At 71.2% G+C, this 23,973-nt stretch carries 19 protein-coding genes; 3 read left to right on the top strand and 16 right to left on the bottom strand.

Annotation, left to right across the window (positions count from 1 at the left end; translation table 11 throughout):
* Positions 1-186 precede the first annotated feature (186 nt).
* The 6 genes from ACFXGX_RS30570 to katG form a co-directional block, all read right to left on the bottom strand.
* Entirely contained in the window at positions 187-1,749 is a 1,563-nt protein-coding gene (locus tag ACFXGX_RS30570) for an MFS transporter (RefSeq protein WP_384797327.1), read from the bottom strand.
* Positions 1,750-2,166: 417 nt separating this feature from the next.
* Complete coding sequence (locus tag ACFXGX_RS30565; RefSeq protein ID WP_384797324.1) at positions 2,167-2,907, bottom strand: FAD binding domain-containing protein; 741 nt, start codon at positions 2,905-2,907, stop codon at positions 2,167-2,169.
* Between the two features lie 261 nt (positions 2,908-3,168).
* Positions 3,169-4,002, bottom strand: a complete 834-nt coding sequence (locus tag ACFXGX_RS30560; protein WP_384797321.1) for an ABC transporter ATP-binding protein — start codon at positions 4,000-4,002, stop codon at positions 3,169-3,171.
* Between the two features lie 155 nt (positions 4,003-4,157).
* The gene (locus ACFXGX_RS30555; protein WP_384797318.1) at positions 4,158-4,892 is read right to left on the bottom strand and encodes a hypothetical protein; all 735 of its coding nucleotides are present in this window, start codon (positions 4,890-4,892) and stop codon (positions 4,158-4,160) included.
* Between the two features lie 18 nt (positions 4,893-4,910).
* On the bottom strand, positions 4,911-6,311 hold the full coding sequence (gene lpdA / locus ACFXGX_RS30550) for a dihydrolipoyl dehydrogenase (protein WP_384797315.1): 1,401 nt from the start codon (positions 6,309-6,311) through the stop codon (positions 4,911-4,913).
* Positions 6,312-6,469: 158 nt separating this feature from the next.
* Positions 6,470-8,692, bottom strand: coding sequence for a catalase/peroxidase HPI (gene katG, locus ACFXGX_RS30545; protein ID WP_384797312.1), 2,223 nt, complete (start codon positions 8,690-8,692; stop codon positions 6,470-6,472).
* A gap of 592 nt (positions 8,693-9,284) precedes the next feature.
* Between katG and ACFXGX_RS30540 the strand changes: the two genes are divergently transcribed.
* Both ACFXGX_RS30540 and ACFXGX_RS30535 read left to right on the top strand, forming a co-directional pair.
* On the top strand, positions 9,285-9,695 hold the full coding sequence (locus ACFXGX_RS30540; protein ID WP_355767177.1) for a Fur family transcriptional regulator: 411 nt from the start codon (positions 9,285-9,287) through the stop codon (positions 9,693-9,695).
* A 65-nt stretch (positions 9,696-9,760) separates the two neighbouring features.
* Positions 9,761-10,333 (top strand): GNAT family N-acetyltransferase, encoded by a 573-nt coding sequence (locus tag ACFXGX_RS30535; protein WP_384797308.1) that lies wholly within the window; start codon positions 9,761-9,763, stop codon positions 10,331-10,333.
* Here ACFXGX_RS30535 and ligA read toward each other — a convergent pair.
* Positions 10,321-12,414, bottom strand: coding sequence for an NAD-dependent DNA ligase LigA (gene ligA / locus ACFXGX_RS30530; RefSeq protein WP_384797304.1), 2,094 nt, complete (start codon positions 12,412-12,414; stop codon positions 10,321-10,323). The two genes, ACFXGX_RS30535 and ligA, sit on opposite strands and share 13 nt — an antisense overlap.
* Before the next feature lie 200 nt (positions 12,415-12,614).
* Here ligA and ACFXGX_RS30525 point away from each other — a divergent pair, with 200 nt between their 5' ends.
* Positions 12,615-13,589, top strand: a complete 975-nt coding sequence (locus ACFXGX_RS30525) for a helix-turn-helix domain-containing protein (RefSeq protein WP_384797301.1) — start codon at positions 12,615-12,617, stop codon at positions 13,587-13,589.
* 151 nt (positions 13,590-13,740) lie between these two features.
* Here the strand turns inward: ACFXGX_RS30525 and ACFXGX_RS30520 are convergent, their stop codons facing one another.
* From ACFXGX_RS30520 to ACFXGX_RS30480, 9 genes are all read right to left on the bottom strand, one after another.
* Positions 13,741-14,163 carry an ArsR/SmtB family transcription factor gene (locus ACFXGX_RS30520; RefSeq protein WP_384797298.1) on the bottom strand — a complete coding sequence of 141 codons (423 nt, stop codon included), beginning with the start codon at positions 14,161-14,163 and terminating at the stop codon, positions 13,741-13,743.
* Between the two features lie 204 nt (positions 14,164-14,367).
* Positions 14,368-14,742, bottom strand: coding sequence for a hypothetical protein (locus ACFXGX_RS30515; protein ID WP_355775584.1), 375 nt, complete (start codon positions 14,740-14,742; stop codon positions 14,368-14,370).
* 171 nt (positions 14,743-14,913) lie between these two features.
* Complete coding sequence (locus ACFXGX_RS30510) at positions 14,914-16,914, bottom strand: acetoacetate--CoA ligase (protein ID WP_384797295.1); 2,001 nt, start codon at positions 16,912-16,914, stop codon at positions 14,914-14,916.
* Positions 16,915-16,944: 30 nt separating this feature from the next.
* Positions 16,945-17,628 carry an RBBP9/YdeN family alpha/beta hydrolase gene (locus ACFXGX_RS30505; protein ID WP_384797292.1) on the bottom strand — a complete coding sequence of 228 codons (684 nt, stop codon included), beginning with the start codon at positions 17,626-17,628 and terminating at the stop codon, positions 16,945-16,947.
* Entirely contained in the window at positions 17,625-18,911 is a 1,287-nt protein-coding gene (locus ACFXGX_RS30500; protein ID WP_384797289.1) for an MFS transporter, read from the bottom strand. The genes ACFXGX_RS30505 and ACFXGX_RS30500 overlap by 4 nt, the downstream gene beginning before the upstream one ends.
* Positions 18,912-19,039: 128 nt before the next feature.
* Entirely contained in the window at positions 19,040-19,948 is a 909-nt protein-coding gene (locus ACFXGX_RS30495) for a TauD/TfdA dioxygenase family protein (RefSeq protein ID WP_384797286.1), read from the bottom strand.
* A 149-nt stretch (positions 19,949-20,097) separates the two neighbouring features.
* Positions 20,098-21,072 carry a quinone oxidoreductase family protein gene (locus ACFXGX_RS30490; protein WP_384797283.1) on the bottom strand — a complete coding sequence of 325 codons (975 nt, stop codon included), beginning with the start codon at positions 21,070-21,072 and terminating at the stop codon, positions 20,098-20,100.
* Positions 21,073-21,313: 241 nt separating this feature from the next.
* The gene (locus ACFXGX_RS30485) at positions 21,314-22,366 is read right to left on the bottom strand and encodes a 3-keto-5-aminohexanoate cleavage protein (RefSeq protein WP_384797280.1); all 1,053 of its coding nucleotides are present in this window, start codon (positions 22,364-22,366) and stop codon (positions 21,314-21,316) included.
* A 379-nt stretch (positions 22,367-22,745) separates the two neighbouring features.
* Positions 22,746-23,747 carry an AraC family transcriptional regulator gene (locus ACFXGX_RS30480; RefSeq protein WP_384797277.1) on the bottom strand — a complete coding sequence of 334 codons (1,002 nt, stop codon included), beginning with the start codon at positions 23,745-23,747 and terminating at the stop codon, positions 22,746-22,748.
* Between the last annotated feature and the right edge of the window lie 226 nt (positions 23,748-23,973).

Genomic DNA, 23,973 nt, shown 5'->3' with positions numbered 1-23,973 from the left:
GGGGGGGGGGGGGGGGGGGGGGACCGGGGGGGGGGGGCCCCGGAGGCGGTTGCGGCGCCCGCGGCGGACGAGCCTTACCCATAATCCCGGGCGGGCCCCCGCGCCACCAACCCCGGGGGCCCCGCACTGGGCGGGGCACCGGGCTTCGGTCCTGCGGGGCATCGGTCCTCGGTACGGCGGGGCGGCTCAGAGGTACGAGGGCTGCTCCTGTGCGCCGGGGGTGTCCGGGACCTCGTGGGCCTCGGCGGCCGCCTCCGGCCGAGGGGCGGACCGCAGCAGGGCCGCGACGGCGAGGGCGGCCAGGGCGGCGGCCGCCGAGGCGCCGAGCAGCGCCAGGTGCATGCCGTCGACGAAGGCGGTCGTCGCCCGGCCGGAGACCGGGCCGCCGATGGCGTGGGCCGCGGCCAGCGAGGAGCGGGCCGCGTCCGCCACCTGCTGCGGCAGACCGGGCAGGCTCAGGTGGTCGCGGTAGGCGGCGCTGAGCAGGCTGCCGAGGACGGCGATCCCCAGCGCGCCGCCGAGCTCCCGTGCCAGGTCGTTCATGGCCGAACCGACGTTCTGGAGCGAGCGAGGCAGAGCGTCCGTGATGGAGGTCGTGGCCGGTGTCATGGCCAGGCCCATCCCCGCGCCCAGCGGCACGAGCCCGGTCGCGATCAGCCAGTACGGGCTCGACGCGTCGAGGAGGGAGAGGATCCCCATGCCGGCCGCGACACCGACGAGACCGGCGACCCAGGGTCCCCGGAATCCGAACCGGCCGACCAGCACCGGAGCGGCCCGGGAGACCGGAACCATGGTCACGGCCATCGGCAGCATGGCGGTCGCGGCCATCAAGGCGCTGTCGCCGCGCACCAGTTGCAGGTACTGCATCATCACGAAGATGAAGCCGAAGAACACGAAGAACTGAAGCATGATCGACAGCGAGCCCGCGGCGAAGTGGCGGTTGCGGAACAGCCGGGGGTCGAGCAGCGGGTTCTCGCGGCGCAGCTCGAAGAGGACGAACCCGGCCAGCACGGCCAGACCCAGCCCGATCCCGGCGAGCGTGACCGGGTCGGCCCACCCGCGGGTCGGTGCCTCGATGACCGAGTAGACGAGCGCCACCAGACCGGCCACGGCGAGCAGGGCGCCCCCGACGTCGAGCCTGGGCTGCTTCGGTTCCGCGGACTCGGGCACGAACAGCAGCGTTCCGACCAGGGCCACCAGGGCCAGAGTGACGTTCAGCAGGAACACCGAGCGCCACGACCAGCCCTCCAGCAGGGCCCCGGAGGCGAACAGTCCCACCAGTGCGCTGGCTCCGGCGACCGCCGCCCAGACGCTCACCGCCCGTGCCCGCTGGGCGCGCGGGAACGTCGTGGTGATGGTCGACAGCGTGGCCGGCATGACCAGCGCCGCACCGACACCGAGGACGCCCCGCAGCGCGATGAGCGCCGAGGGCTCGGTCGTCAGCGCGGCGGCGGCGGACCCGGCGCCGAAGATCGTCAGCCCCGTGATCAGGGCCCGCCTGCGGCCGAAGCGGTCACCCAGGGCGCCGGCCGGCAGCAGCAGCGACGCGAAGACCAGGCTGTAGGCATCGATGATCCAGGACAACTGCGTCTGCGTGGCATGGGTCTCACGGGCGAGATCGGGAAGCGCCACATTGAGCGATGCCATGGCGGCGACCACCGTGCCGAGGGCGACGCAGGTGACCACCAGAACCAGGTTGTGTCGTACGGCCGGTTCTTGACCGGCGGCAGGGGTGCGGGTGGAGGGCATGGGCTCCGTCCTTCGTCCGAGCGGTCCGGGAGGTTCCCGGTGCCTGGACCCAGAGTCGGGAGTCGGCCCTGCGATTTCCACGTTGATGAATTAGGGGTGCGGTCCGGCGGCCGGTGCTTGGGGGCCGCGTCTGTACGCGGCCCCCTGAGCCGGATCGTGCGGAGACGCCGGTCAGGGGCCCGGGGAGCACGGGCCGGCGGACCGCCGGGGACGAGCGCGCCGACGCCCCCGTCCCCGGATCGGTGCGACCGTTCGCCACCTGTTGAATTTCCGGTCGTCCTGTGTCGGGGGCCGGGGGAGCAGGTCCTGGAGCGTGTTCGCAACGTCGCGTCGTCCGCCGGAGGGCAGTCGAGACTTTGTGGACCCGCCCCAGGGCGTGCGTGGCGCCGCCCGGCAGGCGGGAGTTGTCGGACGGCTCTAGTGGTCGGCGGGGCGCGCCAGCAGGCCGGTCACCTGGCGGCCGACGAGTTCCCATGCCGGGGCCGGGAGCCGGCCGAGGGAGCCGTCCCGCAGCTCGCGCAACGTCGCGTCGGTGTCGCCGTGACACACGGCGTTCTCGCTGAACACCTCGTCCTCGGAGCGGACCGCGACGCGAAGGAGGGTCCCGTCGCCGTTGCTGTCACGGTCGCCGTCGCCGGAGTGCAGGGCGGCGGCGACGACGAGCGGCGACGGTCCGCCCGGCTCGGCGGCGGCCTTGGCGTAGTTGCTGGTGATCGGTGTGCGCCAGATCAGGCTCAGGAGCAGATGACGCTTGGCGAGCACCTCGGCCAGATCGGTCTCGGTGACACCCTCCGGCTCCAGGATCACCGCCCGGGCGTCCAGGACGAGGGCCGCGGGCAGCAGACAACGCAGCGTGCTGCCCACGATGTTGCCGCCCACCGTGGCCGTCCGGCGTACCGCGCCGGTCCCCACGGTGGAGGCCGCCCGGCGCAGCACCTCCGGTACGCGGTCGTCGATGCGGTTCAGCACCACGGCCGCGCCCAGGGCCTCCGGCTCGATGGTGTTGGCTTCCGGGAGGTCGCGCAGCGACATGGCGTGGTCGGGGAACCCGTCCCGTTGCCAGGTGGCCCACACCAGTGTGGCGCCGCCGATGGGCACCGCTCCTTGGGTCAGGTACTCCTGTGCTTCGGACACGGACGTGGGCAGACGCAACAGCACGACAGCCGACCTGCTTTCCTGGTGACTTGGCGGCGGGGTACTCGGTGTCTTGGCGAAAAGACCGTCGACAGGCGCATTTTCGCCGTACGGACGGGGGCGCGTACAGGGCACACTCCACCAACTGATGCGCCCCGCCGTGCGGTTGGACTCGCATCGGGGGGACTTCACCGGCGGCGGCCCAGACGCGTTGTCCGCACTCACTGGGCGGCCATGGCGCCCGTCGCTTTCCTTTCCCGCGCCGCGAGTTGCTTCGTACCGCTGTCAACTACCCTGGTGGGAGCCGGAATAGGCCGCCCATCGCCCGCCGTGCCGGACCACGGTGATCCGCCGGCCGAAGCAGTCGGTCATCCGGGAATCGGTCAGGGTGTCCTCGACGGACCCCTGCGCCAGGACGCGCCCCTCGCGCAGGAGCAGCGCCTGGCCGACGGCGGGGGACAGCTCCTCCAGGTGGTGGGTGACCGTCACGGTGGCCAGTTCCGGGCGGCTCTCGGCCAGTCGCTGCATGGCCTCGACAAGGTCCTCGCGGGACGGCAGGTCCAGGGCGTTGAACGGCTCGTCGAGCAGCAGCAGGGCCGGCTCGGCCATCAGCGCCCTGGCGATCAGGACGCGGGCCCGCTGCCCGCCCGAGCAGACCCCGTACGGCCGGTCGGCCAGCTCCTTGATGTCCAGTTCGGCGAGCAGTTCGTGACCACGCCGGCGCACCTCGGCGTCGTACTTCCGCCACAGCGGCTGCACGGTCCCGGTGTGGCCCGTCAGGACGACGCCGTGGGCGTCGAGGTCCTGCGGTACGCGCTGTGCCGTGCTGACATGGCCGATGCGGGCGCGCAGTTCGCGCACGTCGACCCGGCCGAGCCGGCAGCCGAGCACCTCGACGCTCCCGGTCGTCGGATGCATCAGCGCACCGAGCAGGCGCAGCAGGGTCGTCTTGCCCGCGCCGTTGGCGCCGAGCAGGGCCCAGTGCTCACCGGCCCGCACGGTCCAGTCGATCTCGGAGAGGATCACCTGACGGTTCGTGTGACGGTGAACGCTCACGTCGCGGAGGGCGACCACCGTCCCCGGGCCGCCCGTGTCCGATTCGGTCCGCACCTCGGTCATGTCCGGTCTCCCCTCGATCGGTCGTCGCGTCCCGCACAGTAGATGCAGTGCGCACCTTGTTGCCCGTGCGTCCGCTGGGTGGACGGCCCGGTGGGTCGCGTGGGCGTCGTGGGCGGTGGGTCGAGCGGCGGCCTTCCGGCGGGAGCGGTTCGCGATCACTTCAGGATGTTGACGGCGCGGGCCACCACCAGCACCACGGTCACCAGGGAGACGGTGGACTGGAGCATCATCAGCATCTTGGCCCAACGGGACAGCGGCATCACGTCGGTCGGGCTGAAGGCGGCGGAGTTGGTGAAGGAGAGATACAGGTAGTCCAGGAACGCCGGCTCCCAGTCCGGCGGCGCGGATTCGGGGCTCTGCATCTGGACGAAGAGGAAGTCCGCGTACTGCCGATGGCCCATCATCCGGTTCGCCGGTCCGCCGCGGTCCAACTCCCAGTACCACAGGGCGAACACGATGACGTTCGTGAGCCAGATGTTGCCGCCGGTCAGCAGCAGCTTCGCGGCGTTCGCCCCTTCGTCGCCGTGCACGAGGCCCCGCACCAGTTCGGCCGCGGCCCAGCCGTTGGCCAGGCTGATGAGCCCGATGAGGGCCAGCCCCAGCGACCGCAGCCGCTTGTTCCGGGGCTCGACCCGGCGGGGGTTGGCGGCGACGAGGCCCATCAGCAGGACCACTTCGAGGGCCGGCAGCACGCCGAAGGGCAGAAGGGTCAGCCGCTCCGGAAGTTTGAGCTGGAGGATGACCGCCGCCAGGATCGCGGCGGTCACCGCCAAGCGTGGCTCGCCGTGCGTCACCCTCCGCCAGGCGGGGGCCACTTCACGTTCGCCGGACTCCAGGAGCCGTTCGATCCCGACCAGCCGGCTCTCGGTGTCGTTCGATCCATCGTGCATGCGGGTGATTGTCGCGCGTCACATGTTGATCATGTGACCGGCCAGTCCGTGAACGGCCTCCTTGACCGCCTCGCCGAGCGTCGGGTGGCCGTGCACGTTGCGGGCGACCTCGTGGACCGTCAGGTCCCACTGTTGCGCGAGCGTCAACTCCGGGAGCAGTTCGGTGACTTCGGGGCCGATCAGGTGGGCGCCGAGGAGTTCGCCGTGGCGCGCGTCGCTGAGGAGCTTGACGAATCCCGCCGTCTCGCCGAGGCCGTGGGCCTTGCCGTTCGCCGTGAACGGGAACTTCGCCACCTTGACGTCGAAGCCCCGCTCGCGGGCCTGTGCCTCGGTCCAGCCGAAACTGGCGATCTGGGGCTGGCAGTAGGTCGCCCGCGGGATCATGACGTAGTCGAGTTCCATCGTCTCCGCGTCGCCGATCGTCTCGGCCGCCACGATGCCCATCGACTCGGCCGCGTGGGCGAGCATGAGCTTCGCCGTCACGTCCCCGATGGCGTAGATGTGCGGCACGCTCGTACGGCAGCGGCCGTCGATGTCGATCGCACCGCGGTCGGTGAGCTTCACACCGGTGTTCTCCAGGCCGTAGCCCTGTACGCGCGGCTGGAACCCGATCGCCTGGAGCACCTTGCCGGCCTCCAGGGTCTGCCGTTGCCCGCCCGTCGTCACCATGACCTTGACCGAGCCCCCCGAGTCGTCGATCGCCTCGACGCGGGTGGACGTCAGCACGTTGATGCCGAGCCGCTTGTAGCGGCGGGCCAGTTCGGCGGAGACCTCCTCGTCCTCCAACGGGACGATCCGGTCGAGGAATTCGACGAGGGTGACCTGGACGCCGTAGTTGTGGAGCACGTAGGCGAATTCCACGCCGATGGCGCCGGCGCCCGCGATGACGATGCTGTCCGGGAGGGTGTCCGACAGGATCTGCTCCTCGTACGTCACCACACGCTCGCTCAGCGAGGTCCCGGGGAGCAGCTTGGTGGTGGCGCCGGCGGCGATGATGCAGTTTCCGAACGTGACGGTCTCCGAGCCGCCGTCGGCCAGGGCGATGTCGAGCGTGTGGTCGTCGCGGAAGGTGCCGCGGCCGGTGTACTGGGTGATCTTGTTCTTCTTCATCAGGTAGTGGACGCCCTTGACGCGTCCGTCCGCCACCTTGCGACTGCGGGTGAAGGCGGCGCCGTAGTCGAAGCTCACCTCGCCGTTCACCTGGATACCGAAGGTCTTGGCCTCCTGGGTGAAGATGTGGGCGAGCTCCGCGTTGCGCAGCAGCGCCTTCGACGGGATGCACCCCACGTTGAGGCACACACCGCCCCAGTACTTCTCCTCGATGATCGCCGTGCTGAGTCCGAGCTGGGCGGCCCGGATCGCCGCGACATATCCTCCCGGGCCGGCGCCCAGGACCACCACGTCAAAGTGTGCGCTCATGGCGTTCAGCCTAGAACGCCATCACTCCCGGCGACGTGACGGGCGCGCGGCCGTGGAAGCCGCGGGAGACGCGGACCGTGGCACACGTACGGGCCGGCCCCGGCGGGGGCCGGCCCGTACGTCAGGCCGTGTCAGGCGCTGTCAGGCACCGCCCGACCTCAGACGAGGTCGAACCGGTCCAGGTTCATGACCTTGTCCCAGGCCGCGACGAAGTCCTTCACGAACTTCGCCCCGGCGTCGTCGCTCGCGTAGACCTCGGCGAGCGCGCGCAGCTCGGAGTTCGAGCCGAAGACGAGGTCGGCACGCGTGCCGGTCCACTTGATCTCGCCGGTGGCGTCGTCGCGGCCCTCGAAGGTGGTCGCGTCCTCGGAGGTCGCCTTCCACGTCGTGCCCAGGTCGAGCAGGTTGACGAAGAAGTCGTTGGTGAGCTGTCCGGGGGTCGCGGTGAGGACACCGTGCGAGGACTGGCCGTGGTTGGCGCCCAGGGCGCGCAGACCGCCGACGAGGACGGTGAGTTCCGGCGCGCTCAGGGTCAGCAGGTTGGCGCGGTCGAGCAGCAGGTACTCGGCCGGAAGCCGGTTGCCCTTGCCGAGGTAGTTGCGGAAGCCGTCCGAGGTGGGCTCCAGCGCGGCGAAGGACTCCGCGTCGGTGTGCTCGTCCGTCGCGTCGACGCGGCCCGGGGTGAAGGGCACCTGGATGTCGTGACCGGCGTCCTGGGCGGCCTTCTCGACCGCGGCGACGCCACCGAGGACGATCAGGTCGGCCAGCGAGACATGCTTGGCACCGGCGTTGAAGTCCCGCTGGACGCCCTCCAGCGTGCGCAGCACCGTGGCCAGCGTGTCGGGGTCGTTGGCCTCCCAGCCGCGCTGCGGCTCCAGGCGGATGCGGCCGCCGTTGGCGCCGCCGCGCTTGTCGCTGCCGCGGAACGTCGAGGCCGACGCCCACGCGGTGAAGACGAGCTGTCCGACCGTCAGGTCCGAGCCGAGGATCTTCGTCTTGAGGGCGCTGATGTCCTCGGCGCCGATGACCTCGCCCTCCGCCTCCGGCAGGGGGTCCTGCCACAGCAGGGTCTCCTCCGGGACCTCCGGGCCGAGGTAGAGGGACTTCGGGCCCATGTCACGGTGGGTCAGCTTGTACCAGGCTCGCGCGAAGGCGTCGGCGAACTCGGCGGGGTTCTCGTGGAAGCGGCGGGAGATCGGCTCGTAGACCGGGTCGAAGCGCAGCGACAGGTCGGTCGTGAGCATCGAGGGAGCGATCTTCTTCGCCGGGTCGTGGGCGGCCGGGACGGTGCCCTCGCCCGCGCCGTCCTTCGGCTTCCACTGGTTGGCGCCCGCGGGGCTCTGGGTGAGCTCCCACTCGTAGCCGAAGAGGACGTCGAAGAAGCCGTTGTCCCACTGGGTGGGCGCGGTGGTCCAGGTGACCTCCAGGCCGGAGGTGATCGCGTCGGCGCCCTTGCCAGTGCCGTAGGTGCTCTTCCAGCCCAGGCCCTGCGCCTCGATCGGAGCGGCCTCGGGGTCGTCGCCGACGCTCTCCGCCGGACCGGCGCCGTGGGTCTTGCCGAAGGTGTGACCGCCCGCGATCAGGGCGACCGTCTCCTCGTCGTTCATCGCCATCCGGCGGAACGTCTCACGGATGTCGCGGGCCGCGGCGATCGGGTCCGGGTTGCCGTTCGGGCCCTCGGGGTTGACGTAGATGAGACCCATCTGGACGGCGCCGAGCGGGTTCTCCAGCTCACGGTCGCCCGTGTAGCGCTCGTCGTCGAGCCAGGTGGTCTCCGGGCCCCAGTACACGTCCTCCTCGGACTCCCACACGTCCTCGCGGCCGCCGGCGAAGCCGAAGGTGTCGAAGCCCATCTGCTCCAGGGCGACATTGCCGGTCAGGATCATGAGGTCGGCCCAGGAGAGGCTCTGGCCGTACTTCTTCTTCACGGGCCACAGCAGACGGCGGGCCTTGTCCAGGTTGCCGTTGTCCGGCCAGCTGTTGAGCGGGGCGAAGCGCTGCTGTCCGGCACCGGCGCCGCCGCGGCCGTCCCTGATGCGGTAGGTGCCCGCGCTGTGCCAGGCCATACGGATCATGAAGGGGCCGTAGTTGCCGAAGTCGGCCGGCCACCAGTCCTGCGAGGTCGTGAGCACCTCGGCGACGTCCTGCTTCACCGCGGCGAGGTCGAGGGCCTCGAAGGCCGCGGCGTAGTCGAAGTCCTCGCCGAGGGGGTTGGCCACGGCGGGGTTCTTGGCAAGGATCTTCAGGTTGAGACGTTCCGGCCACCACTGGCGGTTTCCGCCGCCCTGGGTCGGGTGCGGAGCGCGGTCATGTGCGACCGGGCAGCCGCCCCCTCCCTCCGTTTTCGCGTCGGTGACGATCGCGTCGTGGTTCTCAGACATGGGAATCCTTCCGGATGGGCCGATCTCGGTGCTCAGCGACTACGGGTGGGGGGAACAGCCGGGGCGGGGCCCCGGCGGCCGGCCCCGGAACCTTCGGCAGAGCCGAAGGGGAGGCCGCTTCTTTCGGACGATAACGGGCAAAGGGGGCGTTCCGTCGCGCGGCCGGAGGCGGGGGTGCCGTACGCGGCTCGCGGCCGACCGGCTGGACCGGTCCGCCACGGGGTACGCATCCCGTCACGGTGAGCGGACGGAGGGCTGTGTGCCACGTGCGGGGAGGTGCGGCGCCGGGTCGCCCGCCGTGGCGGCGATCGCGTCGTCGCCGGGGCGGTCCCGGGCTCCGGGAGCTTCCCGGGCTGCGTGTCACGGCGGCCGTCACACGCAGGCCGGCGCCGCGTGGTTCCACGGCGGTGGTCCCGACATCTGTGTCTCTCCTGCTCGTGCCGAAGCGTTCTTGTCCCTTGGCCAGTGCCAAAACCGATCCTACGATGGACAGAGTCCAAGTCAAGAAGGACACCAGACCCATATTCGATCGGACCCAGGATGCACACCGATAAACTGCGGGTTCCCGCCGATCCTGAAAAGGTGAACCGATATGAGTGACCTGCTGGAGCGACTGCGAGGGCGTGGCTGGCGGATGACTTCCCAGCGACGCGTCGTTGCGGAGGTCCTCGACGGCGATCATGTGCATCTCACGGCCGACGAGGTGCATGCCCGCGCGGCCGAACGGCTGCCCGAGATCTCCCGGGCGACCGTCTACAACGCCCTGGGGGAGCTGGTCTCGCTCGGCGAGGTCATCGAGGTCACCACCGACGGCCGCGCCAAGCGCTACGACCCCAACGCGCACCGCCCGCACCAGCATCTGGTGTGCTCCGCCTGCGGCACCGTCCGTGACGTCCACCCCACCGGCAACCCGCTGGCAGACCTTCCCGCGACAGAACGATTCGGCTTCACCGTGGCCGCCGTCGAGGTCACGTACCGGGGGCTGTGCCCTTCGTGCGCCTAGGGCGGGACAGGCGTCGCCCGGCACACCCCGGACGGGACCTCGCGGACACGCCCTAGGCTTCGGCCATGATCGAGACCGAGCGGGATTTCTCACCGGCGATACGGATCAGGCCCGGCGGACCGGCCGACGCGCAGGCCGTTCTGGACATGCTCGACGGAGCGGTGGCCTGGATGAACGCCCGGGGCAACACCGAGCAGTGGGGCACGACCCCGTACTCGGCGACGGCGGGCGGAGCCGAGCGCGTCCGGCGGTACATGACCGAGAACGCGCCGTTCGTCGCGGAAGCCGACGGAACACCCGTCGGCGCCATGGTCCTCGACAGCGGGCCCAGCCCGCAGATGCCGATCGAGCCCGCCGGGGAACCCGAGCGGTACGTCCGGCTGCTGGTGTCCGACCGACGGCACGCCGGCGGCGGCATCGGGGCCGCGCTCCTCGCCCACGCCGCCGAGGAGACACGGCGGTCCGGCGTCGAGCTGCTGCGGGTCGACTGCTGGGCGGGCGGCGGGGGTGAACTGGTCGCGTTCTACGAGCGCCAGGGCTTCACCCCCACCGAGCGATTCCTGTCCGGGAGCTGGCCGGGCCAGGTGCTGGCCCGGCGGGTCGGCGTACCGCGTGCGCGGAGCGATCAGGCGAGGTAGTCGGCGACGAGCTCGGCGAACTCCTCCGGCGCCGCGAGCCTGACCCCGAGGCTCTCGGCCTTGGCGCGCTTGGATCCGGCACCCTCGCCGGCGACGACCAGGGTCGTCTTCTTCGACACGCTGGAGGAGGAACGGCCGCCGGCGCGCTCGATGAGCTCGTTCATCTGGTTGCGGCTGAGCTGCTCCAGGGCTCCGGTCATCGCGCCGGTGACCACCACCGTCATCCCGGCCAGCGGCCCGCCGGCCGTCTCACCCTCCTCCGCGTCCGGGCCGTCCTCGCCGGGCGCGGCGGGCGGGGTGGCACCGGGCTCGGTCATGTTGACCCCGGCGGCGACGAGTCTGTCGATCAGCGGGGCCAGTTCTGCCAGCTCCGCCACGATCGAGGGGGCCTTCTCCGTGCCGATGCCCTCCACCCGCTGCATCGCCTCCGCGTCCGCAGCGCGTATGTGCTCCATGGTCGCGAAATACCGGGCGATGCGCCGGGACATGGAACGGCCGGTGCCGCGGACACCGAGCGCGCACAGCACCCGGGACAGCGGTCTGCCCTTGGCCGTCCCGATCGCCGCGAGGAGGTTGTCGGTGCTGGTCTCCCCCATCCGGTCCAGTCCGAGGAGCTGCTCTCGGGTCAGGCCGAACAGACCGGCGAGATCGGCGACCAGACCGCTCTCGACGAGCTGGACGACCCGCGTGTGACCGAGGCCCTCGATGTCGAGCTGGTCGCGGCCCGCCGCGTACGAGAGCGCGGCGACCAGATGGCAGTTGCGGCCCTGCTCGCAGCGCCACCGCTGCTCGCTGGTGTCGATGGCGGACCCGCAGTTCGGGCACGTCTCGGGGAAGAGGATGGGCTGTTCCTCGCCGGTGCGCAGATGGGCGACGGGAGCCTCGACGCGGGGGATGACGTCCCCGGCGCGGTGGACCATCACATGGTCGCCCAGCCGCAGATCGCGACGCGTGATGTCCGCCGGGTTGTGCAGGGTGGCGTACGTGATGGTCGAGCCGTCGATCTCGACCGGCTCCAGCACCGCGCGCGGGGCGATGATGCCGGTGCGGCCCACGTTCCACTCGACCGCCAGCAGCCGGGTGATCTTCTCGACAGCCGGGAGTTTGTACGCGATCGCCCAGCGCGGCGCGCGTGAACCGGACCCCGCGGCCCGCTGGTCGGCCGCCAGGTCCGCCTTGACGACGATCCCGTCGATCCCGAACGGCAGCTCGGCGCGCAGTGACCCGATCTCCTGGACGCGCGCCAGGACCTGCTCGGCGGTCGCCGCGGTGATGCCGGGGACCGCCGTGCTCGCGGTGGTGTTCACGCCCAGCTCCGCCGCCCGGGCCATGAGCTCGCTGTGCGCGAGCTCGTCGAGCCGGGCGGCCGTGGCGGCCTCGGTGCCGGGCACCGGCAGCAGCCCGTAGCCGAAGAAGGTCATCGGAACGGTGTAGGCGCGGTCCTTGGCGCGCAGCGTGCCCGCCGCGGCGTTGCGCGGGTTCGCGAACGGCTGCCCGCCGTGCGCCGTGCGTACCTCGTTGGCGTGCTCGAACTGCGCCGTCGTCATGAGGACTTCGCCGCGCACCTCCAGCGTGAGCGGCTCGGCGAGCTCGCCGGGCAGGCCCTCGATCGTCCCGATCGCGTGCGACACGTCCTCACCGGCGGTGCCGTCCCCGCGGGTGATGAGCCGCGTGAGCCGGCCCTCCTGATACCGCACCGCGATGGCCAGGCCGTCGAGCTTCGGCTCGACGCTGTACCGCTCCACCTCGTGACCGGTCCGCCGGGCCAGCGACGCCGTCCAGGCGGTGAACTCCTCGGAGGAGAAGACGTTGTCCAGGCTCAGCATCGGCACCGTGTGCGGGACGTCCCCCTCGACGGCGCCGCCCGCGACCTTCCCGGTCGGCGAGTCGGACAGCACCTGTTCGGGATGGGCGGCCTCCCACGCGGCGATGCCGCGCACCAGCCGGTCGTACGCGTCGTCGTCCAGCACGGACGTGCCGCCCTCGTAGTAGGCGGCCGACGCCTTCAACGCGTCCTCGACCGCCTGCGCGTAGGCGACGGCGTCCACGATCACTGCAACAGGTGTTGTCATACCCGTCATCCTGCCTGCCACCACTGACAATGCCCTCCCGACGGCTTCCTCGGGGCAGGCACTTGGGGCGATGCGGGCAACTGCGTCACCCGGAGGTGACAGGGGGCCGGGGGGTGAAGTAGACCTTGGACGACCGTGGGTCCGGACGGGTCCCGGGCCGCACCGGCAGACCTCGCCCCGGGCCCGCCGGCCGATCTCAAGGAGTGCCCATGCTCGCCGCGCTCGGTCTCGGTCCGGCCGAGGAGGAGATCTACCGCCTCCTGGTGGCGCGTGGACGGGCGGCCGTCCAGGAACTGGCGGTCCGCAGCGGCCGCCCCGAGTCCGAGACGCGTGACATCCTCGCCACGCTGGCCGGGCGTGGTCTCGTCGTCCCGCAGACGGCCGAGGGCGCGGCCACCGTCTTCGTGGCGGCGCCTCCCGCGGTCGCGCTCGGTGGGGAACTGAGGCTTCGGCGTGACGAGTTGAGCGCGGCGGAGCACGCGGTGCTCACGCTCGCCGAGCAGCATCGCTCGGGGGCCGAGGGCGGCGCGGTCGAGGTGATCGGCGACATCGACGCGGTCCGGCACCGGTTCCGGCAGCTCCAGGAGTCCGCCCGGCACGAGGTGCGGTCGATGATGGTGCCCGAACAGACGGTCGTGTCGCGCGACGACAACACCGCGGAAGAAGGCGGGATCGACCGGGGCGTGCTCTACCGGACGATCCTGCACCGGGACGCGCTGACCGAGCCCGGCATGGTCAACCAGGCCCTCGCCGTACTGGCGGCCGGACAGCAGGTGAGGGTCGCCGACGCCGTCCCGGTGAAACTGATGATCGCGGACCAGGATCTGGCGATGCTCCCCCTGTACAGCGGCCGCAACACCGCAGCGGCCTCGGTGCTCGTGCACGCCGGAGGACTGCTGGACGCCCTCGTCGCCTATTTCGAGCTGGCCTGGGAGCACGCGTATCCGCTGTCGCCGCACACGGCGGGCGACGGAATCGAGGAGCAACGTCCGGACGGGATAGACGAGTTCGACGCCCGGATGCTGGCCCTCGTCCTCGCCGGACTCACCGACCAGGCGGTCGGAGCCCGCCTCGGCGTCTCCCGGCGCACCGTGCAGCGGCGCATCGGTGAACTCATGGCGCGGGCCGGTGCCGAGAGCCGAATCCAGCTCGGCTGGCACGCCGCGCGCCGGGGCTGGGCCTGAGGGCCCGCCCCGTGGCCGTTCCGGGTGCGATGGGGCGTCGGTCGGGGTGCGACGGGGTGTCAGCCGGGGCGCGTCGGGGTGTCAGCCGGGGTGCGACGGGGCGTCGGTCGGGGCGGGTCGGGGCGTCAGCCGGGGGTGCGGTGCGGGTGCGTCAGTGTCCGCGGCCCGCGGGCGAGGGCCCCGCGGACCGGGTGACGACGAGGTGCGGTTCGCGGGGACCGGGAGGCAGGCCCGTCCCGACGTCGGCCTGGCGGAGCTCGGCCAGCAACTCGGTCTGTCCGGCGAGCAGTTCGGTGAGGATGCGGCGGGCGGCGCGCAGCAGTTCGGCGACGTCGCCGCCCGCGAGCGCGTAACTGACGGTCGACCCCTCGCGGATGGACACGACGATGCCCGAGCGGCGCAGTACGGCCAGTTGCTGCGAGAGGTTGGACGGTTCGACCTCGATCTCGCTGAGCAGGTCGCGCACCGAGACGGGCCCGCTCTGCAGCAGCTCCAGGACGCGGATGCGCACAGGGTGTCCGAGCATGCGGAAGAACTCGGCCTTGGCCTGGTAGAGGGGAACCTGCCTGTTCAAAATCGTTCGCTCCCTGCCGCCTGGGGACGGGCTGTTTCTCCGGCTGGTGCGGTGGCTGTCCGCGTGCGCGCCGCGAACGGTGCCCGAGGGACCGATCCTGGCGGCTCCACCTCCGCACACCCACGGGATTGACTCCATCTGGATGTACCTAAATGAAGAAGTCTTCAAGTCGTGGGCATGCGAAGGCGCGGAGAACGTGGCTGTCTACACCTCTAGTTCGGCTTCGATGCGTGCGAGCTGGTGGCGGGCCATGGCCAGGTTCGACGTCCCCTTGTTGAGCACGAGGTACAGGAACAGTCCGTTGCCGTTGCGGCCCGTGAGGGGCCGGATCACGTGGTACTGGTTCTCGAGCGTGATGAGTACGTCCTCGATCTTGCTCTTGAGCCCGAGGTGCTCCATCGTGCGCACCTTGGCCCGGACCACGTCGGTGTTGCCGGCCGCGGCGACGTTCAGGTCGAGGTCCTTGCCGCCCCCCAGTGTGCCCAGCGCCATGCCACTCGTGTAGTCGACGAGGGCCACGCCCAGCGCGCCCTCGATCGACGTCATCGTCTCCTTGAGGGAGATCTCCACATTTGCCATACCGATGTCTCCTTCGGGTCACCGCGCGGACGGAGGAGTTCCCGACCGGCCGGTGACCCGGACCCTACGGACCGTCCGGAGGGGACAGCCGGGTTGTTTCGGGACTGACGGAAGGAGCGTCGAAAGGCATATCGAGGGACCGCTAATTGATCGTCATTGGCCGGTCGTTGATCACGATTGGCGTCCTGCGTCCGATGCCCGGGTGACGGCGAACTCCGCGAACCACGCCAGCATCTCCGGGTGGGTGATGGACCCTTCGCTGCTGACCTCGCCGGGGCGGGCGCCCTGGAGGACGCGTTTGACCGGGACTTCGAGCTTCTTGCCGGTGAGGGTGCGCGGGACGGCGGGGACCTGCACGATCACGTCGGGCACATGGCGCGGGGACAGCCGGCTCCTGATGGCCGCGGCGACGTGCCGGCTCAGAGCGTCGTCGAGCGCGGTGCCCTCGGCGGGCACGACGAACAGCGGCATGAAGTAGGCGCCGTCGGGCTGTTCGACACCGATGACGAGGCTGTCGGCGATCTCGGGGAGCTGGTCGACCACGGCGTAGATGTCGGCGGAACCCATGCGTACGCCGGAACGGTTCAGGGTGGAGTCGGAGCGCCCCGCGACGACGACCGACAGATCGGTGTCGACGGTGACCCAGTCGCCGTGCCGCCAGACGCCGGGGTAGGTGTCGAAGTAACCGGCCCGGTAGCGGGCGCCGTCCGGGTCGCCGACGAAGCGGAGCGGCATGGAGGGCATCGGCGCGGTCACCACCAGCTCGCCCTGTTCACCGGTCAGCGGGCGTCCCCCGGGGTCCCAGGAGGCCAGGGCGACGCCGAGGGCGGGCGCCTGGATGCGGCCGACGCGGACGGGCAGCAGCGGGGTGCTTCCGGCGAGGACCGAGCAGACGTCCGTACCGCCGCAGATGGACTGGAGCCGCACTCCGGGCGTCAGCCGGTCGTGGACCCACCGCCAGGTGCCGGGCGGCAGGGTCGATCCGGTCTGCAGGACGGTCCGCAGCCGGCCCAGCCCGAACGTGTCCGCGGGACGCGTGTCCGCCTTCTCCGCCGCGGTGAGATAGGCGGCACCCAGGCCGAGCACGGTCGCGCCGGTCCGTTCGGCGATCTCCCAGACGCCGTCGATGCCGGGATACGTCGGGCTGCCGTCGTACAGGATGACGGTGGTGCCGTGCAGCAGCCCGCCGACCAGGAAGTTCCACACCATCCAGCTCGTGGACGTGACGAAGAGATAGCGGTCGTCGGCGCGCAGGTCGATGCCCAGGCCCAGTGCCTTGAGCAGTTCGACCACGATGCCGCCGTGCCCCTGGACGATCCCCTTCGGTATCCCGGTCGTTCCGGACGACCAGAGGATCCACAGCGGGTGGTCGAAGGGCACCTCGGCGAACTCCGGCTCACCGTCCGCCGAGGGCAGCGCCGACCAGGCGTGCTGCCGGACGCCGGGCCGCCCGGACCACGGGTCGGCCGGGACGGTGAACAGGCTGTCGACGGCGAGGACGTGGCGGACGGTGGGCAGTCCGTCCACGAGTTCGGCGACCTCCGGGCGTCTGTCGTACGTCTTGCCGCCGTAGCGGTATCCGTCGGCCGCGACCAGGACCTTCGGCCGTGCCTGGCGGAGCCGGGCGAGCACGGCGGGCGTGCCGAAGTCCGGGGAGCAGGCCGTCCAGACGGCGCCGACGGCGGCCGTGGCGAGCAGCGCCACCACGGTCTGCCGGAGGTTGGGGAGGTATCCGGCCACGCAGTCGCCGGACTCGACGCCCATGCCGCGCAACGCCGCCGCGACATCGGCGACCTGCCGGCGCAGTTCGTGCCAGGAGGTCTCCTCGGGCGTGCCGCCCTCGGTCAGGCTGACGAGCGCCGGGCGGGCGTCCGTGGCCCGGGCGAAGCAGCGTTCGGCGAAGTTGAGCCGGGCGCCGGGGAACCAGTCGGCTCCCGGCATCGACGCGTCGGCCAGGACCTCGTCGTAGCCGGAGACCGCGTCCAGCCCGTAGAACTCCCACACCGCCGACCAGAATCCCGCGAGATCGGTGGAACTCCACCGCCACAGCTCGGCGTAGTCGGAGAAGTGGAGTCCCCGTACCTCGCCCACCCAAGCCATGAAGCGCGCGACGCCGGAGTCCTCCACCTCGCGGCGACCGGGGGACCACAGCAGGTCGGTTTCGGTGTTCATCGGGTGCCTTTCCGGGCTGGACGCGGCCGTTCAGCCGGTTTCCACGTCGTGGAGCAGTTCCTCCGCGCGCGGCCACGGGCCGTGGCCGGACGCGGGGTTGAGATGGCCGACCTCGCCGAGTTCGACCAGGGTGGCGCCCCAGTCGCGGGCCAGTGCGGCGACCCGCTCGGCCGTGCCGAGGGGGTCGTTCGCGCTGGCCGCGACGAGGCTGGGGAAGGGCAGCGGGGTCCGGGGCACCGGCGTCCAGCCGTTCTCGTGGAGGACGTCCGGGGTCGGATAGCCCTCGGGCAGCGGGGTGCCGAAGTCCGGTGGTGTCGCGAGCAGGGCTCCGCGCACCCGGGCCGTGTCTCCCTGGGCCCAGTGGACCGTGGTGATCACGCCGGCGCTGTGCGCGACGAGTACGACGGGGCCCTCGGTCTCCGAGATCACCTTGTCGAGCGCCGCGACCCGGGCCTCGCGGCTCAGGCCGTTCTCGGTGAGCGGTGGGACGGTGCGTACGGTCCGTCCCGCCTCGGTCAGCCGGTCCGCCAGCAGGGTCTGCCAGTGGTCCGCGACATGATCGCGCAGCCCCGGGACGATCACGATCACCGGATCGGTCGTCTCGGCCACCGGGCTGGTGCTCGCGATCACCGGATCGGTCGTCTCGGCCACCGGGTCCGTGGTCACGGCCGCCGGGCCGGTGCTCGCGGTCACCGGGTCGGTTCCGCCGCTCACGCGGTCACCACCGCGTCCTCCGGCTCCGCCGCCGGGGCGGGGCCGCTCGTCAGGCGGCGCAGATCACGCTCGTAGAAGTGACGGCCGATGAGGAACGCGGTGGTGGCGGCGAGCGCAGTGAGCGGGACGATCCGCAGGGCGCCGAGCAGCCCCATGTGGTCGGCGAGCGCGCCCGTGACGGCGGGGCCGGGAGCCAGCCCGAGGAGGCTGTTGGCGAAGGTCAGGGTGGCGAACGCCGTCGCGGAGATGGCCGCGGGAGTCAGGTTGGCCACCATGGCGGTCGCGGGACCGGCCGTGGCGGCCGACAGCAGGGCTCCGGCCGCCAGCACCATGAGCTGGAGCGGCCCGGTCGGCAGCCGGAACGCGGTCATGAGCAGGGCGAGCGAGCCGAGGCTGCACCCGATGGCGACCGCCCACTTACGGATGGGGAACGCCCGGCTGACGCGGTCGGAGACGATGCCGCCGCCGATCATGCCGATCCCGATCACGAGGATGAAGACGCCGGCCGTCGCGCCCGCCTTCGCGGTGGGCATGTCGTAGTAGCGGTTGAAGTAGCTGGGCAGCCAGACCATCAGGGACGCGGCGATGAACAGTTGGAGACCGCTGCCCACGTAGGCGCTGATCACCGAGACGGAGGAGAACAGCCGGGGCAGCAGCTGGCGCAGCCGGCCGCGCGGCCCCGCATCGGCCCCGGCTCCGGTGGAACCGGCCTCCGGCCTCAGCCTCTTCTCGGTGACGACGAAACCGTAGACCGCGGCCAGCACCAGGCCGAAGACACCCATGACGCCGAACGCCCAGCGCCAGCCGAGGTGTTCGGCGACGGCGCCGCCGATCGAGACGCCGAGGACCGAACCGAAGGCCCCGCCCGCGATGAAGGCGCCGGAGAGGGTGGCGCGCAGCCCGATCGGGAAGATGCTCAGGACGACGGCGATGCCGACACTTCCGTACGCCGCCTCGCCGACGCCCACGAAGAGGCGGCCGACGAACATCTGGTCGTAGTTCGCGGAGAGCGCGCAGCCGAGGGTCGCCACGCTCCACATCACCGCGGCGAGGAGCAGGCTCTTCACCCGGCCCCAGCGGTCGGCGATGAGGGACATGGGGAAGGTGAGCAGGCCGACCATGAGGGCGACGACACTGCTGAGTGTGCCGAGCCTGGCGTCCGAGAGCAGCCACTCGCTCTTGAGATCCGGGAAGACGGCGTTGAGGACCTGCCGGGACATGTAGTCGGACAGCAGCAGGCCGAAACTGAGGGCGAAGACCACCCAGGCATAACGTCGGGGCACGGGCCACCCGGACGAGACGGATGAGACAGACGAGACGGACGAGACGGTCGGGTCCGTCCCGGGGACGGTTCCAGCAGGGGTGTGCAACTCCATTGTCATCACCTCACGAGCTGTTGGAAAAGACGGGGTCAGAAGGGTCTGTCGCCGACGATTCCCGCGCGCTCCATGCGGCGGACGGCGGGCCAGTAGTCCTGTACGGCGTAGTGCTGGGTGGAGCGGTTGTCCCAGATGGCGACGCTGTTCGGGGTCCAGCGCCAGCGCACCTGGTACTCCGGGATCGCGGCCTGGGCGATCAGATAGTTGAGCAGGAGGCTCGCGCCCGGCGCGAAGTCCTGTCCGAACCGCACGTTCCCGGGCGTGTGGTAGTTGACGAAGTGCGTGGTGAACGCGTTGACGAAGAGGATCTCCTCGCCGGTCTCCGGGTGGACGCGCACGACCGGGTGCTCCGCGTCCGGGAACTGCGCCTTGAGGGCCTGCCGCTTCTCCTGCGGCATGACGGCGCCGAACGTGGCCTCGATGCTGTGCCGGGCGCGCAGTCCACGGATCCTGGTGCGGATCTCCTCGGGCAGCCGGCGGTAGGCCTCGGCCATGTTGACCCAGATCGTGTCCCCGCCGACGGGGGGACCCTCGATACACCTCAGTACGGCGCCCATGGCGGGGTTCTCGCGCCACGTGCCGTCGGTGTGCAGGGCGTTCTCGTAGTGCTCGGCAGGACTGTCCAGATCCTTGTAGATCCGCACCAGACCGGGGTGCTCGGGGTCGCTGCCGGCCACCGGATGGTCCTCCAGCGCGCCGAACCGCTCCGCGAACGCGACGTGTTCGGCGCGGGTGAGGTCCTGGTCGCGCAGGAACAGCACCTTGTACTGGAGCAGCAGGGACTTGATCTCCGCGAAGAGGTCGTCGTCGCGCGCGGCGTCGCCGAGGTTCACGCCGGACAGTTCCGCGCCGATCGAGCAGGTCAGCGGTTCGACCCGGATCGAGCCGCGGTGATGGGCGCGGACCGGCGCGCCCTCGGGCGGAGCGAGCGTGTGTTCCATGGTGCTTCCTCCTGGAGGCAGTGGAGTTGACCGCGGGGAAGTGCTGGGAAACGGGGCGGAGTTGGCCGCGGGGAGTACGCGGAAGGGGGGGAGCTGGTCCCCGGGAGTGCGCGGAGGGGAGTGGTGTCGACCGCGGCGGACGCCGGGGATCAGAGGACGAAGACGGACGATCCGGTGGTCCGGCCGGCCTCCAGGTCGCGGTGCGCCTGGGCGGCGTCGTCAAGTGCGTAGCGCTGGTTGACCTGGATGCGGATGCGTCCGGAGGTGACGTGCTCGAAGAGTTCGCCGGCGAGCTCGGCCCGCTCCGCGGGGTCCGCGATGTAGTCGGCGAGGGCGGGCCGGGTGACGAACAGGGAGCCCTGGACGGCGAGTTGCATGGCGTCGATGGGCGGGACGGGGCCCGAGGCGGTGCCGAAGCAGACGAGCAGGCCGCGGCGTCGCAGCGAGGCGAGCGAGGCGGCGTACGTGGTCCTGCCGACGCTGTCGAAGACCACCGGGACCCCGGCGCCGTCGGTGAGTTCGCGCACCCGCTCGGCCACGTTCTCCCGCTGATGGTGGATGACGTGGTCGCAGCCGTGCGCCCGGGCCAGTTCGGCCTTCTCCTCGGTGGACACGGTGCCGATGACGTTCAGCCCGAGCAGCTTGGCCCACTGGCAGACGATGAGGCCGACACCGCCCGCCGCGGCCGTGAGCAGGATCGAGTCACCCGCCGCGAGGGGGTGGATCCTGCGGAGCAGGTACGCGGAGGTCAGACCGCGCATGGTCATCGCGGCGGCGGTCTCGAAGCCGATGCCGTCCGGCAGCCGGATCAGGGAGCCGACGGGCATGACACGTTCGGTGCTGTACGCGCCGAGCGGACTTCCGGTGTACGTGACCCGGTCGCCCTCCGTGAACCCGGTGACGCCCGCGCCGACCGCCTCGACCACGCCCGCCGCCTCGACACCGAGCCCGGCGGGCAGCGGCGCGGGGTAGAGGCCGGTGCGGAAGTAGGTGTCGGCGAAGTTGAGTCCGACGGCGTGGTGGCGGATCCGGACCTCGCCCGGGCCCGGGTCGCCGACGACGACCTCCTCCCGGCGCAGGACCTCGGGACCGCCGGTCTCCTTGAATCGAATGGCGTGGGCCACGGGGGCGCTCCGTTGTTCGTGTCGGGTGGTGGTCGGGGAGAGGAAGGGACCGCCGGAACCGGGGGGTCTGGCCCCGGCGGCCCCGTGGCGTGGCGGCCGCGGCCACGGCGGGTCGCCGCCCGGGGCGGGTCGCCGGGCCGGCCGGTGCGGCAGCCGGACGGGGCGCCCCGGGGGCCGTGCCCGTAGGGCGGGCGGGGGCCGTATCCGCGGGTGCGGACCGGCGCGGCGGGGAGCGGTGGGGTCAGGCGTCGCGCAGCATGAAGCCGCGCCGGCCCGGACGGCGGTTCGGCACCATCCCGAGCCGGGCGAGGGTCTCGTCGGTGCTCGAGTAGGTCTCGCCGATCTTGTAGATCTTCCTGGCCTCGGCGCCGGTCGCGATGTCACGGCCGAGCGCCTGGGAGATCTGCACCATCTGCTCGACCTGCTCGACGCTGGACATGCGCTCGCCCTTGCGCCGCCACAGGTTGTCCTCGTTGCCCACCCGGACGTGCACGCCGAGCGCGATGCCGATCGCGTTCATGGGTGCCACGGCACGCATGGAGCTCTCGATGGTGAGGACGGCGCCGTCGGGGACGCGACGGACGAACTCGATCAGGTCGGCGGGGTGACGGCCGGCGAAACCGCCGCCGATCGCGACGTAGTTGAGGACCAGCGGGCCGGTGTGGACGCCGGACCGGATGAGCCGTTCCACGGTTTCGAGCTGGGCCAGGGTGGCGAGCTGGAAGTGCGGCTGGATACCGTTCTCGCCCAGCCGCTTGAGGTGCTCCAGGTAGAAGTCCGGGCCGGCCTCCAGGTACATGTCCCGGTACGCCTTGTAGTAGTCGGGCTTGGCGATCGAGGTGCCTTCCAGATCGTCGTCGGTCATGATCTCGACGATGTTCATCTGGCTGGTGTTGATCGCGATGGTGACCTGGTCCGGCCTCGGGTCCAGGTCGGCGAGCATGTGACGGCTGTCGAAATCGAGCCACTTGGCCTCGGAGCCCGCGCCCTCGGGGGCGAAGGAGATCGACCCGCCGATCTGCAGGACCATGTCCGGCACGGCCTCGCGCAGTCGTCCTATCAACTCGTTGAACATGGACAGGCGCTTGGAGCCCTTGCCGTCGAGCTCGCGGACGTGGATGTGGAGAACGGTGGCACCGGCGTTGTAGCAGTCGACGGCCGCCTGCACGTGCTCGTCCATCGTCAGGGGAAGGTCGTCGGCGTCGCCGGGAAGCCATTCGGGCCCGTAGGGGGCGGCCTGGATGACGAGTTTTTCCTGGTTCTCGGGGAAGAGCGAGTCGTCGTGAAAATGCACGGTCCGTCTCCTTCGTCGGATCGGTGATCACTCGCCGGGGGCATCGCCGCGTGCTGCGCGGGCCTGGGACGTCCGGCGGGGATCGATGCGGGGCACCGGTGACAGCGGGCGCGAGGCGGCCCGCCGCGGTCGGCCGGTCCGGAGGGAGTCCGGGGGAGTGGTTCGGCTCCCTCCGACGGCCGACCGCGTTGTGCTGTGCGGTGGTGCAAAGGTAGGGCCGAGTCCAGAGACATGCTTGCCGTCAGGGGACAGATGATTTGTCATTTGGGGACATCGGTGGGGCGGCACGCGAAGGGACCGACGTGCGGCCCGTACAGCCGTCCCGCCCGTCACGTCAGTACCGGCAAGGGAGTTGGGACCGCCGGCGGGGCGGGGGCCGCTACGGAGTCCTGCTCCCGCGCCACGCTCGCGGGCTGCACCCGAACTGCTCGCGGAACCACCGGGAGAACCCGCTCAGCGACGAGAACCCCAGCAGGTCGGAGATCTCCGTCAGCGACCGCCGGGGGTTCGCCACGAACTGCTCCGCGAGATGGCGTCGGGTGACGTTGAGGAGCGAGGAGAACGTCTCGCCCGACGCGCCCAGATGGCGGTGCACCGTGCGCCGGTCGACGCCGAGGCTGCGCGCGACCTGCTCGATCGAACAGCGCCCGGTCGGCAGCAGGACCTCGATCAGTTCACGCACCCGGTCCGCGGCCGTGGTGTCCTTCGGTACGGCGATCGCGTCGAAGTACTGACGGGCGTACTCGCGCATCAGCGGGTCCGCCATGGCGTTGGGGGCGTCCAGGTCGTCGGCGTAGAAGACGATCCCGTCGATCTCGCGGTCGAACTGGACGATGGGCCCGAACGCGTGCCGGTGCGCGGAGGTGTCGGCCGGCGCGGAGTGCCGGAACCACACGGACAGCGGCTGCCAGCGGGCGTGCAGGAAGTCGCTCAGGATGCGGTGGAAGGCGGCGACGGCCAGCTCCGTCGCCTGCCGCGACTCCATCGCCTCGCCGAGCCGCAGGTCCACCTTCAGCGTGGCCAGTCCGTCGCCCTCGGACAGCCGGGTGTGCAGCACCTCGTTGTACATGTACTGATGGCGGATCAGGAGTTCCAGCGCGCTGCGTACGTCCGGTTCCTCGCGGACCACGAGGCTGATGGGGCCGAGAGTGGAGAAGCGGCGGAACTCCGCCAGCCTGACCCCGAAGTCCTCGTGGCCCGACTCGGCCGCCGACAGCTCCAGCACCTGGACGGCCGCCGTACCGGAGATCCACCGGTCCTGGACGGTGAGGGCGGCGGTGTCCAGACCCACCCGCTTCAGCAACGCCTGCGGATCGATGTCCAGGGAGCGGCACAGCTCGACATAGCCGCTCAGGGCTGCGGTGCGGACCAGCGGTCTCATGGGCACGCTCCAGGGATGTCCCGAAAAGCCAAGTCTCCTGTCCCGCCATGACAAGCGCGGCGGTGGTCGAGGAACCTAGCATGACGCCGTTCACCTGCCGGGCCGCTCATGGGGGGCCGCTCACCGGCAGGTGAACGCGCGACGGATTGGAGGCGAACATGACAGGACCGACGAAACGGACCGGGCGCCGTCCCGGCCCGCGCTCTTCTCGGGCCCCTCGGTGTGG

This window comes from Streptomyces sp. NPDC059371, assembly GCF_042751995.1.
Lineage (GTDB): Bacteria > Actinomycetota > Actinomycetes > Streptomycetales > Streptomycetaceae > Streptomyces.
Note: the sequence above shows the minus strand (reverse complement) of the source record. Positions and strands in the feature narration are given on the sequence as shown.